This window comes from Paenibacillus sp. FSL H7-0350 (assembly GCF_038593195.1).
Classification (GTDB): Bacteria; Bacillota; Bacilli; order Paenibacillales; family Paenibacillaceae; genus Paenibacillus_AQ.
Window position 1 is genome coordinate 679610 of record NZ_CP151972.1, and the last position, 17239, is coordinate 696848.

General features: G+C 52.5%; 18 protein-coding genes. 14 read left to right on the forward strand and 4 right to left on the reverse strand.

What is annotated here, in order from left to right; genetic code table 11:
• The first annotated feature begins 114 nt into the window (after window positions 1–114).
• From NYE24_RS03225 to NYE24_RS03265, 9 genes are all read left to right on the forward strand, one after another.
• Window positions 115–909 (forward strand): SDR family oxidoreductase, encoded by a 795-nt coding sequence (locus NYE24_RS03225; protein WP_342478023.1) that lies wholly within the window; start codon window positions 115–117, stop codon window positions 907–909.
• 265 nt (window positions 910–1174) lie between these two features.
• Window positions 1175–1882, forward strand: coding sequence for a response regulator transcription factor (locus NYE24_RS03230; protein WP_342478024.1), 708 nt, complete (start codon window positions 1175–1177; stop codon window positions 1880–1882).
• On the forward strand, window positions 1860–3284 hold the full coding sequence (locus NYE24_RS03235) for a HAMP domain-containing sensor histidine kinase (protein WP_342478025.1): 1425 nt from the start codon (window positions 1860–1862) through the stop codon (window positions 3282–3284). Before NYE24_RS03230 ends, NYE24_RS03235 begins: the two co-directional genes overlap by 23 nt.
• Before the next feature lie 98 nt (window positions 3285–3382).
• The gene (locus NYE24_RS03240) at window positions 3383–4453 is read left to right on the forward strand and encodes a hypothetical protein (protein ID WP_341025194.1); all 1071 of its coding nucleotides are present in this window, start codon (window positions 3383–3385) and stop codon (window positions 4451–4453) included.
• Window positions 4454–4642: 189 nt separating this feature from the next.
• Entirely contained in the window at window positions 4643–4987 is a 345-nt protein-coding gene (locus tag NYE24_RS03245) for a YojF family protein (RefSeq protein WP_036693869.1), read from the forward strand.
• Between the two features lie 38 nt (window positions 4988–5025).
• Window positions 5026–5724: a bacillithiol biosynthesis deacetylase BshB2 gene (bshB2, locus tag NYE24_RS03250; protein ID WP_051493372.1), complete on the forward strand. Its 699-nt coding sequence runs from the start codon at window positions 5026–5028 to the stop codon at window positions 5722–5724.
• A gap of 16 nt (window positions 5725–5740) precedes the next feature.
• Window positions 5741–6283 carry a GNAT family protein gene (locus NYE24_RS03255; RefSeq protein WP_342478026.1) on the forward strand — a complete coding sequence of 181 codons (543 nt, stop codon included), beginning with the start codon at window positions 5741–5743 and terminating at the stop codon, window positions 6281–6283.
• Window positions 6284–6339: 56 nt separating this feature from the next.
• The gene (locus NYE24_RS03260; protein ID WP_036693866.1) at window positions 6340–6648 is read left to right on the forward strand and encodes a hypothetical protein; all 309 of its coding nucleotides are present in this window, start codon (window positions 6340–6342) and stop codon (window positions 6646–6648) included.
• Between the two features lie 96 nt (window positions 6649–6744).
• Entirely contained in the window at window positions 6745–8076 is a 1332-nt protein-coding gene (locus NYE24_RS03265) for a serine hydrolase domain-containing protein (RefSeq protein WP_051493356.1), read from the forward strand.
• Window positions 8077–8114: 38 nt separating this feature from the next.
• Here the strand turns inward: NYE24_RS03265 and NYE24_RS03270 are convergent, their stop codons facing one another.
• Window positions 8115–9515, reverse strand: a complete 1401-nt coding sequence (locus NYE24_RS03270; protein WP_342478027.1) for an MFS transporter — start codon at window positions 9513–9515, stop codon at window positions 8115–8117.
• Between the two features lie 110 nt (window positions 9516–9625).
• Between NYE24_RS03270 and NYE24_RS03275 the strand changes: the two genes are divergently transcribed.
• From NYE24_RS03275 to NYE24_RS03285, 3 genes are read left to right on the forward strand one after another with little or no spacing between them, the layout of a single operon-like run.
• Window positions 9626–10498 carry a LysR family transcriptional regulator gene (locus tag NYE24_RS03275; protein ID WP_342478028.1) on the forward strand — a complete coding sequence of 291 codons (873 nt, stop codon included), beginning with the start codon at window positions 9626–9628 and terminating at the stop codon, window positions 10496–10498.
• A 22-nt stretch (window positions 10499–10520) separates the two neighbouring features.
• Window positions 10521–11207, forward strand: coding sequence for a bacillithiol biosynthesis deacetylase BshB2 (gene bshB2, locus NYE24_RS03280; RefSeq protein WP_036693863.1), 687 nt, complete (start codon window positions 10521–10523; stop codon window positions 11205–11207).
• A gap of 28 nt (window positions 11208–11235) precedes the next feature.
• Window positions 11236–11847 carry a sugar O-acetyltransferase gene (locus tag NYE24_RS03285; RefSeq protein ID WP_036694186.1) on the forward strand — a complete coding sequence of 204 codons (612 nt, stop codon included), beginning with the start codon at window positions 11236–11238 and terminating at the stop codon, window positions 11845–11847.
• Between the two features lie 38 nt (window positions 11848–11885).
• Here the strand turns inward: NYE24_RS03285 and NYE24_RS03290 are convergent, their stop codons facing one another.
• From NYE24_RS03290 to NYE24_RS03300, 3 genes are read right to left on the reverse strand one after another with little or no spacing between them, the layout of a single operon-like run.
• On the reverse strand, window positions 11886–12578 hold the full coding sequence (locus tag NYE24_RS03290) for a lactate utilization protein C (RefSeq protein WP_036693861.1): 693 nt from the start codon (window positions 12576–12578) through the stop codon (window positions 11886–11888).
• Window positions 12578–14002 (reverse strand): LutB/LldF family L-lactate oxidation iron-sulfur protein, encoded by a 1425-nt coding sequence (locus NYE24_RS03295; protein ID WP_036693859.1) that lies wholly within the window; start codon window positions 14000–14002, stop codon window positions 12578–12580. Before NYE24_RS03295 ends, NYE24_RS03290 begins: the two co-directional genes overlap by 1 nt.
• A 1-nt stretch (window position 14003) precedes the next feature.
• The gene (locus tag NYE24_RS03300) at window positions 14004–14747 is read right to left on the reverse strand and encodes a (Fe-S)-binding protein (protein ID WP_036693858.1); all 744 of its coding nucleotides are present in this window, start codon (window positions 14745–14747) and stop codon (window positions 14004–14006) included.
• 191 nt (window positions 14748–14938) lie between these two features.
• Between NYE24_RS03300 and aldA the strand changes: the two genes are divergently transcribed.
• Together aldA and NYE24_RS03310 are read left to right on the forward strand one after the other, a co-directional pair.
• A complete protein-coding gene (gene aldA, locus NYE24_RS03305; protein WP_256705374.1) occupies window positions 14939–16384 on the forward strand; it encodes an aldehyde dehydrogenase in 1446 nt (481 codons plus the stop codon).
• Between the two features lie 237 nt (window positions 16385–16621).
• A complete protein-coding gene (locus NYE24_RS03310) occupies window positions 16622–17230 on the forward strand; it encodes a DUF2239 family protein (protein ID WP_342479193.1) in 609 nt (202 codons plus the stop codon).
• Window positions 17231–17239 lie beyond the last annotated feature (9 nt).

Genomic DNA, 17239 nt, shown 5'->3' on the forward strand with positions numbered 1-17239 from the left:
AAAATAATAAATTAGACGCTCATATTAATCAAGTCTAATATATACATATAGACCTTAGGGCGGCTGGACTTCCAGCCTATCCTGAGGAATCCCTAATGAAAAGAGGCTGTAACGATGGCTATAACTTATGCTAGTCCGCTGACAGAATACGAAGGTAAAAGAATCCTGGTAACAGGCGGTACCAAGGGAATGGGACAGGCAATCGCTGCCCGGTTCACAGCGGCAGGCGCTGAAGTTATGACTACTGCCCGGACACTTCCGGCGGAAAGGCCTGCTTCTGATTTGTTCGTCCAGGCCGATCTGTCCACGCCCGAAGGCGTGGAGCGGGTCATTGCTGCAGTCAAGGCCCGGTTCGGGCGGATCGACATTCTGGTGAATAACGCTGGCGGCAGCTCAACACCAGCTGGGGGATTTCTCGCAGCATCCGATGAACACTGGATGGATGCGCTGAATCTGAACCTGCTGGCAGCTGTGCGGCTGGACCGGGGGCTGATCCCGCTCATGCTGGAGCAGGGCAAGGGAGTCATCATCCACATCTCTTCCATTCAAAGAGTGATGCCGCTGATCGAATCGACCATCCCCTATGCAGCCGCCAAAGCTGCTTTAAGCAGTTACAGCAAGAGCTTATCTAAGGAATTCTCTCCGAAGGGTATCCGGGTGAACCGGGTCGCGCCGGGCTTCATTCAAACCGAAGCAACCGGGGACTTCTTGAAGAGTATCGCGGAGGTGACAGGCAGTGTAGAAAGTGCGCTGCAATCGGTAATGGACGCGCTGGGCGGCATTCCCATCGGACGCCCTGGCTTCCCTGAGGAGGTGGGCGAGCTGGTGGCCTTCCTCGCTTCCGAACGCGCAGCCTCCATTACGGGTGCTGAGTACGTGATTGACGGGGGAACTGTACCTACGGTGTAAGTTGAAGCTGACTGTAGGCTCTGCTTAAACTAACTCTACCATTTAGAACAGTCGGTTCAGCCATTTTTGGCTGAGCAGCTGTTCATTTTTTGTTTTCTGTTGACAACAGCGGCCGGAAGTCCAAATGTTCACCGCAGCGACGACCTAGCTTTAAGTTGTAATAATTCTTTATCTTTTCTTTAGATTTGGTTTAGACTGGATTAAGAATGGCAGGCTATAGTTACAAAGAGCGCGGCTTGCATGACAAGATAGAGGGGGATTCACCATGTATACCATTCTCATAGCCGATGACGAATCGGAGATTGTTGAGCTTCTGCAGCTGTATCTGGAGAAGGAATATACGATTTTGACCGCAGAGAACGGAATTGAAGCGCTCCAGCGGATGCAGAATAACAAGATTGACCTGGCGATACTGGACATTATGATGCCTGGGATGGACGGGCTGCAGCTGCTGAAGCGGATTCGGGAGCATGAGCAATTCCCTGTACTGTTCCTGTCCGCCAAGAGCCAGTATCATGATAAAATCCTGGGGCTTGAGCTTGGAGCGGACGACTATATCGCTAAGCCCTTCAATCCGCTGGAGATTGTGGCGCGTGCCGGGGCCATGCTGCGGCGGGTGCATCAGTTCGATGCCAAGGCAGCAGAAGAGGAGAAGCCGAATGAGCAGATCGTGCTCGGCAGGCTGACGCTGGACCGGAGCACCTGTCAGGTTGAGGTGGCCGGGGAGGCCATCGCTCTGACTTCTACTGAATATAAAATCCTGGAGTTGCTGATGCAGCAGCCGGGCCGTGTGTTTACACGCAAGAAAATATATGAGACGGTCTGGGAAGACTTCTACGTCTACGAGGACAACAGCATTATGGTGCACATCAGCAATATCCGCGACAAGATCGAACGAGATTCCAAGAGACCGGAATACCTGAAGACGATCAGGGGATTGGGGTACAAAATTGAAGCACCCGTGGAAAAGTAGAGATAACCGCCCGCTGCAGACGTCACTAACCATCGACTTCCTGCTGTTCAACTGTATGCTGCTTATGCTGGTGTTAGTGGTCTATCTATTCGTGCAAAAGGATATTGCTGAGGTTATCCGGGAGCGGATGACGCCAGATCCCAATCTGTCTGTAGAGGCCGGTACGTACCGGGAGGAGCTGGGGCAAGGGCCGGAGAGTGAGCGTCTGCTGAAGAGCGGAGGCTGGCTGGAGCTGCTGGATTCCGGCAAGCGGGTGATTCAGGTCATTGGTGAGAAGCAGGATGATATTCAAGCTTATGACGAGGACATGCTGTATCTGGGACTGGAGAACCGCAGGGGCGAACCTTTTTACTATTCTATTACGAGTGTTACGGAGCAGGACAGCGGGGCAGCCTGGATGTTGCTTAAGATTCCCCGCGATGTAATCAATATCTCCATTAACAACGAGTTTCTGGTCTCCTATCTGAATCATTCGGTGTTCTTTTATGTATTCCTGGTCAGCGGGCTGATTCTGCTGCTGATTTTTGTGTACAGCTATTGGGTCTCCAGACGGATCAAGAAGCCGCTGCGGGTGCTGAATCTAGGCTTGAACCGTATGATGGAAGGGCATTACAACACGCGTATTGCCTTGTATGCAGAGACCGAGTTCCTGCGGATCGGCCACAGCTTCAACTATATGGCTGATGTGATTGAGAAGACCACCGAGGAGAAGCGCCTGGCCGAGACAAGCAAGCAGCGGCTGATGGTCGATCTGTCCCATGACCTCAAGACCCCGATAACCAGCATCCAGGGGTACGCGCAGGCCCTTATCGAAGGACGCGTTACAGACCCTGAGCGACAGACGAAATATTTGAATTACATCTATACCAAGTCCGTTCAGGTCACGAAGCTCATTACGCATATGCTGGATCTGCTTAAGCTGGACTCACCGGATTTCATCCTCCGTATAGAGCGACTTGAGCTGGGCGATCATCTGCGGGAGATTATTGCCGACACCTACGGCGAGATTGAGCAAAAAGACTTCGAGCTTCACCTGCAGGTGCCCGAAGAAGAGCTCTATGCCCGTTATGATCCTGAGCTGTTCGCCAGTGTCATTAATAATCTGATCTCTAATGCCCTCGCCTATAATCCCGAAGGGACGCGCATCCGGGTATCTGTGATTCCTGAGGACACGCAGATCAGGATCGAGATTGCGGACAATGGAGTCGGCATTCCGAGGGAGCTGTGGTCTACGATCTTTGATCCGTTTGTGCGGGGGGATGAGGCCCGGACAACGGCCAGCGGAGGAACCGGTCTGGGCTTGTCCATTGCCAAGAAGAACGTGGAGAAGATGGAGGGCTCGCTGCAGCTGGAGAGCAGGGAAGCGGAGCCAACAGTATTTGTGATTCGTATCCCGAAGTAGAGGAAATAATTAACTTCTTGTCGAATGTACTGATCTGGAAGATTCCGGCACCTTGCCGGGGCACCTAACTTACATTGGGGGAAGGAATTAGAACATCTATGAAAAAACTTGCATTACTGCTCACCACTCTGCTGCTTGCGCTCGGACTGGTCTATCCGGGAGGCGCCGGACAGGCAGCGGCCGCAGCCGCACCGGACTATACGGAGATTGCTACGTTTGTCGAAGGCAGCCTGCTTATTTCGCCAGTCAAATCTGTACTCGTGAATGGCTCTGCCTATGTACCGGTTAAGCTGGCCGGACAGATTCCGGGTTTCACTGTGGCGGCGGATACCACTGGCGTAACGCTCACAGGCAGCAAAGGAAGCACCAAGCTGAACAAGGATAACTCTATTCTTTACAAAAGCTCCAATTACGTAGCCTTCAAAACCCTGCTCAAGTTCGGAGCAATCGATGGCAAATATGCCTCCAGCGCCATAGCGTTGTTCGTCTGGAGCACAGAGGATGGCAAGAATAAGAGCAATAGTATGCTGTACGCGATCAGCAAGCTGCCAGGTACGATGGGCACTGTGTTGGGTAAAAAGGTCTATTTATATGGACATCCGGGAAGCCATTGGGTGAAGAGTGTACAGTACATCGATGACTACAATCAGAACCTGGTGCTGCAAAATGAAGCCGGAACCGAATGGGTCCTGGATTTGAATGAATATGTGGACAATACTATGTACACCGCCACCCATCTTCAGCTTCTGCAAAAAGTCTATAATGGAACAACCGTATGGACCAGAAATCCTAATATGAACAATAGCCTTTTCAAAAACTTGGAGAAAGTGACCATCAGCAACTTCCGCTCCAATCCTACAAATGGTAATCTAGAAATCATCATTCGCCGGGCCAATGGGCAGGAGATTCCAATAGAGATTGATAGTGCTGAGAGCTATGTTACTTATTTAGATGAAATATTATGTTTCCAGAATCCGCGCACCCTCTTCAAGATCAGCGATAAAATGTGGTCTGCCATCCGTGAAGAGCGGGCGGTCAGCGGCATGACGATGACAGAACTCTTACTATGCTGGGGAGATCCGGACAGCATTAAAGATAATTATTTGGTGTACGGCAACCAATACGTCTATTTTCATAACAATAAGGTCTTCTCTATAGTAAGTCTGTAATTAAGCGTGGAAAAGGGGCTTCCCGTCAACGGGCTTGCCTAAGGAATTCATGGAATTCCTTAGGCAGGCTCTTTTTCGTTTGCTTGGACAGGATAGCCGGTGCAACTCTTCCAGGTTTTGAGCTTCGGGGATTTCATGTATAATGAATGCACTGGAACCAGCTATTCTTATACACTTTAGGAGGACATTATGGAACTCATTCAACCCCAGGCCATTCAGACCCGAATCGACGATTTCGTCTCTGAGGATCTATATATCCATCTTGAGCTCACAACAGGAGCTTATGCCAGTCATATCGACAGCACCCGTCCCCCGGGCTCGGCGTTCATCAGCAATGCGGTGATCCGTTATACGAACGGCTCCATCTCAGGGACAGGACCTTACCGGGTCGGCCTGAAGACAGAGCAAGGCTGGATTTACGCCGAAGGACTAACCCATGTGGATGAGCACGATACAGAGCGGCTGATTCTAGCCGGTCATGACAGTCAGGGCAAGCTGATTGTGGCGTTGCAGCTTAGCCGCAGCCCTTTTTAATGAAATTGGAGGAACAACTAGCCGTGAATAATAAATCTATGGAACATGCAAGAATCCTGGTTGTACTTCCCCATCCCGACGATGAGGCCTACTTCGTATCCGGGACACTGGCAATGTATATCGCAGCAGGTGCAGAGGTGACCTATGCCTGTCTGACACTCGGAGAGATGGGCCGGAACATGGGCGTTCCGCTCATTGCGAACCGCACGACCCTGCCGGCCATCCGCCAAGCGGAGCTGGAGGCTTCCTGTAAGGCCATTGGGATACAAGACCTGAGGATGCTGGGCTTCCATGACAAAATGATTGAGTTCGAAGAACCGGCACGCCTGGATCACCGGATTGAATCGCTCGTGAAGGAGCTTACCCCCTCCCTGGTTATTACGTTCTACCCCGGTTATAGCGTGCACCCGGATCATGATGCCACTGGTGCTGCGGTGATCCGTACCATTGCCCGGCTGCCCGCTGCGGAACGTCCGGTCGTACATAGTGTCGCCTTCTCGAACGGCCATCAGCAGCGGATTGGAGCAGCCGATGTAGTCACCGATGTAACGCCTTTTATCACTGTCAAAATAAACTCCATTCTGGCGCACCGCACCCAGTTCCAGCCGGAGAAGGTGCTTGGCGGCCTTAAGCCAACCGAGCCAGCAATCTGCAACAAATACGGAACGGAACGCTTCTGGACCTACCGGTTCTCAGAATGCAAGGAACAGCCGGAGGAAGCGGCATTGTGCAATTAAGAATGGAGGCCTAGAGATGTCAGAACAACGGGTATACATCCGGTACCCTGAGGCGGGAGATGCCGCTGAGCTGATGGGGATGTACCTGCGTAACCGTGAATTTTTTGAAGAGCATTCGCCGGAGATCAGCGAGGATTTCTATACAGAGCAGTACCAGCGGGACAAGCTTGCGCAGTATGAAGAGTTCAGGGCAGCAGATGAGAGATACGACTTTCTGGTTATTCACAAGGCTGACCGGCGAATCATCGGCAGTGTCAGTCTGTCTTTTGTGGTAAGGGGACCGCTGCAGAGCTGTATGATCGGGTACAGTCTGGACAAGGAATATAACGGTAAAGGCTATATGACGGAGGCGGTGAAGCAGGTCGTGCGCTATGCCTTCGAGGAGCTGAAGTTCCACCGGATTACAGGAGAAGCTTCACCGGATAATCCCGGTTCTATCCGTGTACTGGAGAATGCAGGATTCCACAAAGAAGGCATTGCCCGGCTGAATGTGAAGATCCGAAGTGTGTGGAAGGACCACCAGATTTTGGGAATCATCAACCCGGCGGATATTAGTTAACGGAGTTAACACTAACAGATTAGCACCTTAAATATTAACATTGTGGAGGATCACCAATGAGCCAGCGTTTACGAATTACCCGTTCCATGCAGGAAGAGAATGCAGAGCAGGCGCTAACCCTGGAGGAATGCAAGCGATACTTTGCCGCTAAATCCGGCTTCAGCTATTCACAGGTCTACACTGTGCAAGGTGCGGAGAGCACGATGTCGATCGAAGGGGATTTTTTCATGTGGAGTCATGAGGGGGCGGAGTACCCGTTCCGGCTGTACATGGGTGAGCTGTACGTGGCCTTGTCCATGGAGGCGATTGTGTCTGTGATTCTTGAGATTGCCACGGACCTGCGGGCAGATGTGGTTGAGGGGTAAGCTGAGTAAAGTTCAGATTAAGCTGTTTTTTACACATTCTGTATGCTCCCCGGATGTTATATTGATACAGTACATATAAGAACTGGGGGAACCAGAATGAATACATATCATAGCAGGGTACAAGAGCTTCACACGATGCTGACCCGCTTTATGGAGAATGGACCGTTTACCGGATTGCAGGTGGGGATCGTTAGTGAGGACGAGGTTCTTTTTACAGGAGAATATGGCAGCGCTAATGTGTCTACAGGTGAGCCTGTGGTCAGCAGTACTCTTTTTCACCAGGCATCTGTCTCCAAGACCTTCGTAGTTACGGCTGTGATGCAATTGGCAGAGCGTGGGCAGGTAGAGCTGGACTCACCTATAGTGAGCTATCTTCCGTATTTCAAAATGCACGACGAACGCTATCAGCAGCTTACGGTGAGACAATTGTTGAATCATACCTCCGGGATGCCGGATGAGGACGATTATGGCTGGGACCGGCCTGAATATGATGAAGGAAGTCTTGAACGGTATGTCAGAGGCATCCGCCGCCATGGCTTAATGAGTGATCCGGGTACTCATTTTGCTTACAGTAATATCGGTTATGAGATCCTAGGGGATCTGATTGCCAAGGTTAGCGGCCTCAGCTTCGAGGAGTATATGCGGCAGCATCTTCTGGAGCCTGCTGGAATGAGCACGAGTTCATTTTTGAAAATGGAGGTTGAACAGGTGCTGGCTGCGGCCCATGTACTGAGGAACTCCAGAGGGTACGGACCCTATGTAAGCGAAGTGTTCCCTTACAATAGAGCGCATGCTCCCAGCTCCACACTGTATACGAATGCCCGGGAGATGTGCCAATATATGCTGATGCACCTCGGGCGGGGGCAGGCTGAGAACAGATATAATGCCCTACAGCCCGGCAGCTATGAACAGATGTGGAGTCCTACTATGGCTACAGGCTGGGGGCCGGAGCATGAAGATGTGGGTCTGGGCTGGTTCCTGGGCCGCTATAATGGCTCCCGGATGCTCTCGCATTCCGGATGGGATACCGGATTCCTCAGTGAGCTGATTCTGCTACCGGATGAGAATCTCGGCATCTCCGTAATGACCAACTGTGACCATGTGTGGCTGGGCAGTGTGACCCGTCCTATTCTGGATCTGCTGCTGGGTATCGAGGTCTGCCAGCTTAAGCAGTCGATGGTGCATCATCTTGCCAAGACCGTTATAACCAGCGGTGCAGGGGAGGCCATTAACGAATACCAGCGTATCCGGCGCTCAGAGCAGGATAAGTATTATGAGGCGGATTTTGAATTTAGGCGGATTGCTGATACCTTAAGTTATAGCGGTCACCGGGAGGAAGCGATACGTATTCTTACCTGCGCTGCTGCTATATACCCGGACAGTGAAGCCGTTGCAGGCAAGCTGCAGCAGCTTCAGGACGAAGCCTAGATTTTCCACCGGGGTTAGACCCGTCTTCTAAGCACTCCCTAGCGGTCATCAAGACTGTGAAGGGAGTTTTTGGGCTCTAGAGAACGCCGCCGGGACATGAATACCAGACATAGGGCAATCGCAGTAAGGATCATTCCCAGCACCTGAAATCCCCTGAAGCTGAACGGATTGCCTATAACGATTCCGATCAGCAGAGAGGAGAGGATGGTTCCGAAATATCTGGACGTACTGAATAAGCCGGAGGTAACCCCGATTAGCTCTTTCGGCGAGTTGTTGAACAAGGCCGCTTGCATGGCCACATTATTCAGTCCGTTGCTGATTCCGAAGGCCGCCAGAGCCAGTAGAATACTGATGACAGGCGAAGCCGGATCGAGCATTACGATCCATACAGACCCAAGGGCCATTAGGATGGCCGATACGGTCTGCGCAGGCCGGGGCCCGGAGGCATCGATCCATCTTCCGGCCAGCGGAGAAACGGCGAGCGAGCTTAGACCCAGGCTTAACATCAGCAGCCCTGTGTGGAATTCACTGACCTGGCGAACGAGCTGCAAATAAGAAGGCAGACCGAAGAAGACGGAATAAAATAATAGATTAACCAGCATAAATTCAACATTGACCCGGATCAGCCCGGGAGATCTGGCGAAGGTACGCAGAGGAATGAAGGGCATAGCTGTTCTTAACTCATGCCTTACGAAAATCATAAGCAGGATGAGCCCGGACAGTCCGATGATGATATTGAATAGGGAGACATGACCGGAGGACTTGGCGGAGAGCATCTGCGCAAGCGCAGCCACCAGCCCTATGGTGAACAGTAGAATTCCAGGCGCGTCTATCCGGTTCATCCATTGCCTTAGGGACAGCTTGGTTACTATATCTGCTGACGGCTTGTCTTGCGGGATGGTTCTCCAGGCTAACAGGAAGCTGGCCGTTACAAACGGAAGGTTAATATAGAAGATGGAAGACCATCCCCACACATGGACGAGCACCCCGCCGATAAAAGGTCCTACCGCAGCTGCTCCCGATGTGAACATGGACAGCACCGACAGCGCGGACGCTTGCTTGTCTGTAATATTCACCCGGATGATTGCCATCCCCACCGCAACCACCATACTGGTTCCAATGGATTGGACAACCCGCAGAACGATGAGCCCCCCGAAGCCTGGAGACAAAGGCGTGAGCAGGGAGGCTGCGAAGACGATCACCAGTCCCGCCAGGAAAATTCTCCGGCGGCCGAAAATATCGCTCGCTCTGCCCATAACAGGCTGGGCAATAGCACTGCCGATATAGAACGAAAAAATAATCCAGGAAACCACAGTGAATTCAAGCTTGAACGCGTGCTGCAGCCTGGGGATCGCCACAGCCACCATCGAAGAGTTAAGCGGGTTAAGCATCATCCCCAGCCCAACGGATATCATTAACCACCAATTTCGTGCATTCATTGTTATTCCCCCTCAAGTGCTGTACAGTTATCGTACAGGATAAGAGTTATTTACTCCAACGCATTTCATGGTATGATTCCATAGACTTGAAGGAATGAATGGAGGCGGATATGGAGCTTCTTCAATTGCAGTATTTCATCGCGGTTGCCCGCCTGGAGCATATGACCGAGGCTGCACACAAGCTGCATGTTACTCAATCCTCACTTAGCAAGACCATTCAACGGCTGGAGGAGGATCTCGGAGTCCCATTGTTCGACCGGAGCGGGAGGAAGCTGCGGTTAAATGAGCCGGGACGCAGATTTCTTGAGCGTGCGGAGAAGGCGCTGTTTGAATTGGAGCAGGGGAGGCAGGAGCTTAAGGACCTGTCCAGCCTTGTGTCCAGCACTCTTGAATTAGCGGTAACCACTGCGAGTACCTTGCCTGGTATCCTCCGGGAGTTTCGGCTCAAGCTGCCGGATATCCATTTTCACGTACAAATGCTGCCCATGCAGGAGATGATTACCCTTCTTCAGAGGGGAGAAGTTGATTTCTGCTTGTCCTCTCCGCCGGTCAGAGGGGAGGATCTGGAATGTCAGGTGGTCTGTAATGATCATATTCACCTTGCCGTTCCAGCCGGCCACCCTCTGGCAGACCGTAAGAGCCTGGGCTTGATAGAGCTTAAGAATGAGTGGTTTGTGGGTGTCAAACAAGGCTACGGGATTCGAGATTTGGTGGATTCCGTCTGCCAGGCTTCAGGATTCCTGCCACGCTATGTATATGAGGGAGACGAACCGGCCCGCTTGATTGACCTGGTGGAAGCCGGAATCGGCTTAGCCTTCATACCGGGTACGGCAAGGAATGCGCAGGATCATATTCGTCTGATTCCGCTGGAAGACGAGGGACTGGTCAGGGAAATCGCCTTGTTGTGGCATAAGAACCGCTATATTTCACAGGCGGGCCTGATTTTCCGTGAGGTTGTTATGGAGTATTTCGCTAAGCTATAATGTCACCGGGAGGGATGAACCTATGAACGATACACAGACTACAGAACATAAGCGCATACTGGTGGTGTTTCCGCATCCTGACGATGAGGCTTTTGGAGCGGCTGGCACTATTGCGAAGTATATCCAGCAAGGCGCAGAAGTAACCTATGCCTGCCTGACGCTAGGCGAGATGGGGCGCAATATGGGGATTCCGCCGTTTGCCAACCGGGTGACGCTGCCGGAGATCCGCAAGGAAGAGCTGCGGGCATCCTGCCGGGCTATCGGCATACAAGACTTAAGGATGCTGGGCTTCCACGATAAAATGATTGAATTCGAGGATCAGCAGCTGCTGGATCAGACACTGCTGGCGCTGATCCATGAGCTGGCTCCGACGCTTGTGATTACCTTCTATCCCGGTTATAGCGTACACCCGGATCACGATGCTACAGGAGCAGCGGTTATCCGGGCGGTCCGGCAGATGCCGCCTGCGGAGCGTCCGGTGGTTCACTGCGGCGCATTCGCTATTGGCCATGAGAAGCATATCGGCCTCCCGGATGTGCATGTCGATGTCACCGCATTTCTGGACAAGAAGATGGCCTCTATCCAGGCACACCGTTCGCAATTCCAGGCGGCGGAGCTTGTCGGCAATCAGGTGCTGACGGCCGAAGAGATTCAGCTCCGCTTCGGGCATGAAGCCTTCTGGACCTACCCCATGAACACACAACACTAAGAGAAGGCAGGAATAACATATGAATCCTATGAATCAGAAAGACAGAATGCTCGCAGGATTGCCTTATAAAGCATGGCTGGACGGATTAACCGAAGAACGGACGGCCGCCCGGCTGCTGGTTCATCAGCTGAATTCACTCTCTCCTGACGCACATGAGGAGAGAGACGGGCTGATCCGTAAGCTTTTGGGCGCAACGGGGGAGCTTGTGCATATTGAGACTCCCTTCCGCTGCGATTATGGATCGAATATCACCGTAGGGAATAATTTCTATGCCAATTTCAACTGTACGATTCTCGATGTAGGCAAGGTGGTCATCGGCGAGAATGTCATGTTCGCTCCGAATGTATCACTCTATACAGCAGGCCATCCCGTCCATCCCGATTCCAGGAATTCTGGCTATGAATACGGGATTGCCATCACCATCGGCAACAATGTGTGGATCGGCGGTAATGTTATTGTGAATCCGGGCGTGACCATCGGGAATAACGTGGTCATAGGGGCAGGTAGTGTAGTGACTAAGGATATCCCTGATAATGTGATCGCCGTAGGCAGTCCGTGCCGGATTATCCGTGAGATCACGGAAGAAGACCGGAAATATTACTATAAGGATCGGGAGTTTGACGTCACTGACTACGTGTAGAGTCGCTGCTATACCGTCCTTAAGGGACAGGATTCGTTTCAGATCAGCACATAAGTGGCCCTCAGCGGCCCGTGCACCCCGACCACCAGCTTCATTTCAATATCCGCGGAATTGGAGGGACCGGAGATGAAATTAATTGATGAGCCCACCGTTTCCCCGGCCTCAATTCTCCGGTTAAGCGCCACAGCGGCATTCGTGGAGCGAAGCACCAGCTTCTCACGTTCAATCACCGCAATATAATGAGCAGGCAGGAAATGGAGCGACCGGCCCTGATCGGGGCGGCTCTCCACCACAACCGTTCCAGATTCCGCAAGTGCACAGTCGGCGAAGACTATGGCTGTATTTGCCGATTCAGCACGCCTGATATTCTCCGCACGTCCCGCCGCTTCTTCCCATACGGCAGCATCAGGGAAGGCCAGCCCGTATTCCCTGAACCGGGGATCACCGGAAGTCATCACGGCCCCGCCGCCATTTGCCTCTATCAGATCATCTAACGTTCTCTGCAGCAGCTCCCGCTTCGTCTCAATCACCTGAGTGTGGATGAAGAAGCATTGCTCCTTAAGCATCTCTACAAGATCATCTTGAGTAAGCGGACCGTAGCTGTCAGGAATGAAATTCTGGATCGGAGGACGCTGAACCTCTGACTTCCGTGCCCGTCCCAGCTTGGCGGCAATAGTATTCAGAAAAGCCTCCTTATTCATGTTCATATTCGTGTTCTCGGATGCTGTCATTACTCTGCCCCTCCTTTGCGCTTCTCCAGCCATGCCCGGAAGCTGTCCTGCTGCTTGACGGGCTGCTTCAGGTCGCGTGAACCAATCCACCCCTGAATGATAGCTGGTCCCCGTACAATACGTCCATGTTTGCTCATGATCCGGCTGGCAGAATGGGCGAGCCTGAGCGTTTTGCCGAACAGGGCCGGGGAGGAGAGCAGCTTAGCGGCGGCCTTCATCTGGATTCGGTCGGCAGCGCCGGTTCTCTTCTGCTTCACAATATTCTGGCGGTGCATAATAAGCTGCTCATGCAGCGGGATTTTTACCGGACAAACATCTGTACACGCTCCGCAGAGGCTGGAGGCATACGGCAGCTCCTTATAGTCGTCATAACCGCCAAGCAGCGGCGTAATGACCGCACCAATCGGACCCGGGTAGATGGAACCGTAAGCATGCCCGCCGATATGGCGGTAGACCGGGCAGACATTCAGGCAGGCACCGCAGCGGATACACTGCAAGGCTTCGCCAAATTCACTTCCCAGAATATCCGAGCGGCCGTTATCGACGACCACCAGATGGAATTCCTCCGGTCCGTCGGTCTCCCCCGCTGCTGAGGGACCCATGACCGTGATATAGCTGGTCAGCTTCTGGCCGACAGCACTGCGGCAGAGCAGATTATCCAGGATCTCCATTTCCTCAATCGTCGGTACAATCCGTTCCATGCCCATCACTGCGATATGCGTCTTGGGAATAGCGGCGGTGAGGTCACCGTTCCCTTCATTCGTGACGAGATTAATTGCGCCCAGGTTGGCGATGGCGAAATTACAGCCCGTAATCCCGATCTCCGCATCCAGGAACTTCTGGCGCAGGACGGTGCGGGCGAACCCGGCCAGCTTCTCGGGCGTCTCATCGCCGGTGTATCCGAGCTTCTCTGCGAAGACACGCCTAATCTGCTCCCGGTCTTTATGCAGGGCGGGGGCTACGATATGGGAGGGAGGGTCCCAATCATCCATCTGCAGAATGTACTCTCCGAGATCCGTCTCAATCAGCTCGCAGCCGGCTTCGAGCAGTACGCGGTTCAGTTCAATCTCCTCAGTAACCATGGACTTGGATTTGACGACCCGGGTCGCCTGCTTGCGTTCAATGACATCCCGTATATAACTGCTGGCCTCTTCCTTGGTTGCGGCAAAATAGATATGCCCGCCCTGCCGCTCAACATTATCCGCAAGCTGCTCCAGATAAAAGTCCAGGTTCGCCAGCGTATGCTGACGGATCAGCTGGCCGGCCTTCCGCCACTGCTCCCAATCCCCCAGCGCGGTAGCGGCTGTCAGCCGCCTAGTCTTAAGGCTGTCCTGTGCCGACCCCACGGCACTGCGCATGAAGGAATCCCCAAGGCCCTCCGCGGTCCGTTCGCTGAAGCTGCGTGAATCCGTTTGCAGGCTCAAGTCAGTTTCCCCCTTTATGATTGGCAGGCGTATGCTGGTTGAGCACCTCTGCAATATGCATGACGCGTACCGGCTCACCCTTGCGGGACAGGCGCCCTCCGATGTTCATCAGGCAGCCCATATCTGCACTGATCAGGATATCGGCTCCGGTATCCAGCACACAGCCGCATTTCTCATCGGCCATCTGCCCGGAGATTTCAGGCATCTTCACCGCAAAAGTGCCGCCGAACCCGCAGCAGTTGTCGCTGTTCTTGAGCGGCTCAAGCTTCAGTCCCTTCACCTGCTCCAACAGCTGGAAGGGCGTTTCCTTCTCGCCCAGCAGCCTTGTCATGTGGCAGGAGCGGTGGTAGGTGGCCGTTCCTTCGAGCGAGGCACCGACATCGGTGACCCCCAGCACTTTCACAATGAACTGGGTGAGTTCATATGATTTCGCTTTTAACGCAACCGCTTTCAATTCCCACTCCGGGTCCCCGCTGAAGATCTTCGGATATTCATGAAACATAGCAATGCAGGAGCCGGACGGACCTACGACATAATCCGAAGCCTCGAAGGCCAGCATCATGTTCTGCATAGCAAGCTTAGATTCTTGCAGATAACCGCTGTTGTACGTAGGCTGGCCGCAGCACACCTGTGAAGCGGGGTAATCAATCTCGCAGCCGAGCCGCTCCAGAACTTCAACCATGGCAATACCGGCATTCGGAGCCATAAGATCTACCAGACAAGTGGAAAAAATACTGACTCGCACTCCCATCCCTCCCATCAATGAAAACCTATATTCACAGCTTAACTCAATAAGTCAATGAAAAACAACACAAAAACAAATAAAAAATGTGAAACTTATTGACAATAAATATTGATAGCGTTTACACTATGGATGGGTAATTGGAGAAATGGAATAATCTACAATGGAATAATCTACCTTGAGGGGGAGAAACAGTGACCAAGCATTTGATGTATATCAACGGCCAATTTACGGAATCCGAAGGCAAAGAGTGGATGGAAGTAACCAATCCGGCGACCGACGAAGTCATCTCACAGGTTCCCAAGGCAACCAGGAATGATGTCATACGTGCCATTGATGCAGCGGAGCAAGCCCAGGCAGAGTGGGAGGAGACTCCGGCGGTAGAGCGCGGCAAGTACTTGCATGCGATTGCTGACGGCATCCGGGCAGAGGCGGACAGCATCGCCAGGCTGATCTCGGAGGAAGTCGGTAAGACGCTGGAATTATCCACCGTAGAGGTTCATTTCACTGCGGATTATTTAGATTATATGGCGGAATGGGCACGGCGTTATGAAGGGGAGATCGTTCAGAGCGACCGTGATAATGAGCATATTTTTGTATTCAAAAGAGCGATCGGCGTCACCACGGGCATTCTGCCCTGGAACTTTCCGTTCTTCCTGATTGCGAGAAAAATGGCCCCGGCGCTCATCACCGGCAACACGATTGTCGTGAAGCCCAGCGCTGAATCTCCTAACAATGCCATGGCGTTCAGCCGGATTGTGGATCAGGCCGGATTGCCTAAGGGTGTATTCAACCTTATTACAGGCAGAGGTGCAGAAGTGGGCAACGAGCTGTCCAGTAATGCCAAGGTAGGTATGGTTAGTCTTACGGGCAGCGTACCTGCAGGGCAGAAGGTTATGGAGGCGGCGGCTGAGAATATCATCAAGGTCAGCTTGGAGCTGGGCGGCAAAGCACCTGCCATCGTAATGAAGGATGCCGATCTGGAGCTGGCTGTTCAGGCGATTGTGGCTTCCCGGGTCATTAATACAGGTCAGGTCTGTAACTGTGCGGAGCGTGTCTATGTCCATGAAGATATCAAGGAGGAATTCACCACTCGGCTGGTTGCAGCGATGAAGGCCGTGAAGTACGGAGACCCGCTTAAGGACACGGACATTCAGATGGGACCGCTTATCAACAAGGCCGCGCAGGAATCGGTACAGCAGAAGGTGGACCGGGCCGTTCAAGAAGGAGCCAAGATCGCTCTGGGCGGTAAAAAAGTTGAAGGAGCAGGCAGCTTCTTCGAGCCGACAGTGATCACAGACGCGACGAATGAGATGGAGATTGTGCAGGATGAAATTTTCGGTCCGGTCATCCCCGTCATTACGTTCTCAACTCTGGATGAGGCGATTGCCCTCGCCAATGACAGTGAATTTGGCTTAACCTCATCGCTATATACGCAGAATCTGAACGTCGCCATGAAAGTAATCAAGCGGCTGAAGTACGGGGAGACGTATATCAACCGCGAGAATTTCGAAGCGATGCAGGGCTTCCATGCAGGCTGGAGAAAATCCGGCATCGGCGGCGCTGACGGCAAGCACGGCTTGAACGAATACCTCCAGACCCATGTCGTCTACTTGCAGTACGACAAATCGGTTAACTGAATACGCAGCGACTGTTTGCTGCTTTGGTGAGGCGGCCCTTGTTTGGGGGCCGTTTTTTGGTGTTTTTCGGAGAGGCAGGTACGTAGTGTGCTTGGGCAGCATGAATTTTACATTATCCATCCGTTAGTGTGATTTTATTCTTAGCTATTTCATTATTATACCCGGGTAATATTGCATTTATATTTTTACCCGGGTATAATTAAATCAAATAGAAGGAGGTCAACCTATAACATGAGTATGAGTAATGAACAGACGCATTCTTACTGCACGGCATTTTTGGGAGCGGAAGCTGTTTCCAGCGGTTCATTAGAGCAGGTGGTTACTACAGTGAAGGGGAGGCTGAGTGACAGTGAACTGGCCCGGGTGCTTATCTTTGACGATTCCACGGGGAAGCCGATAGATGTTGATTATCACGGGACAACAGATGATGTGCTTACGCGGTTAGCAGAACCTTCAGGTGAGTCAACCGTTACAGAAGTGAATCCCCAGACCACGCGCCGGGCCGGACGGCCCAAGCTGGGGGTTGTATCCGGTGAGGTTACTTTATTGCCAAGGCAGTGGGAGTGGCTCAAAGCCCAGCCTGGAGGGGCATCGGTAACCTTACGCAAGCTGGTTGATGAAGCCCGCCGTACCGGAGAACAGCAGAGTACCATCCGCAAGTCACAAGAAGCAGCTTATGCCTTTATGACAGCCATGGCCGGGGATTTCAGCCATTATGAAGAAGCTCTGCGCGCATTGTATGCCGGTGATGCGGAGCGTTTGGACCAATGTACCCAAGACTGGGCACCTGATATCCGCAACCATGTGAAGCAGTTAGCTGCAGTTGCATTACAGAAGAAGAATTGAAGGAGAACA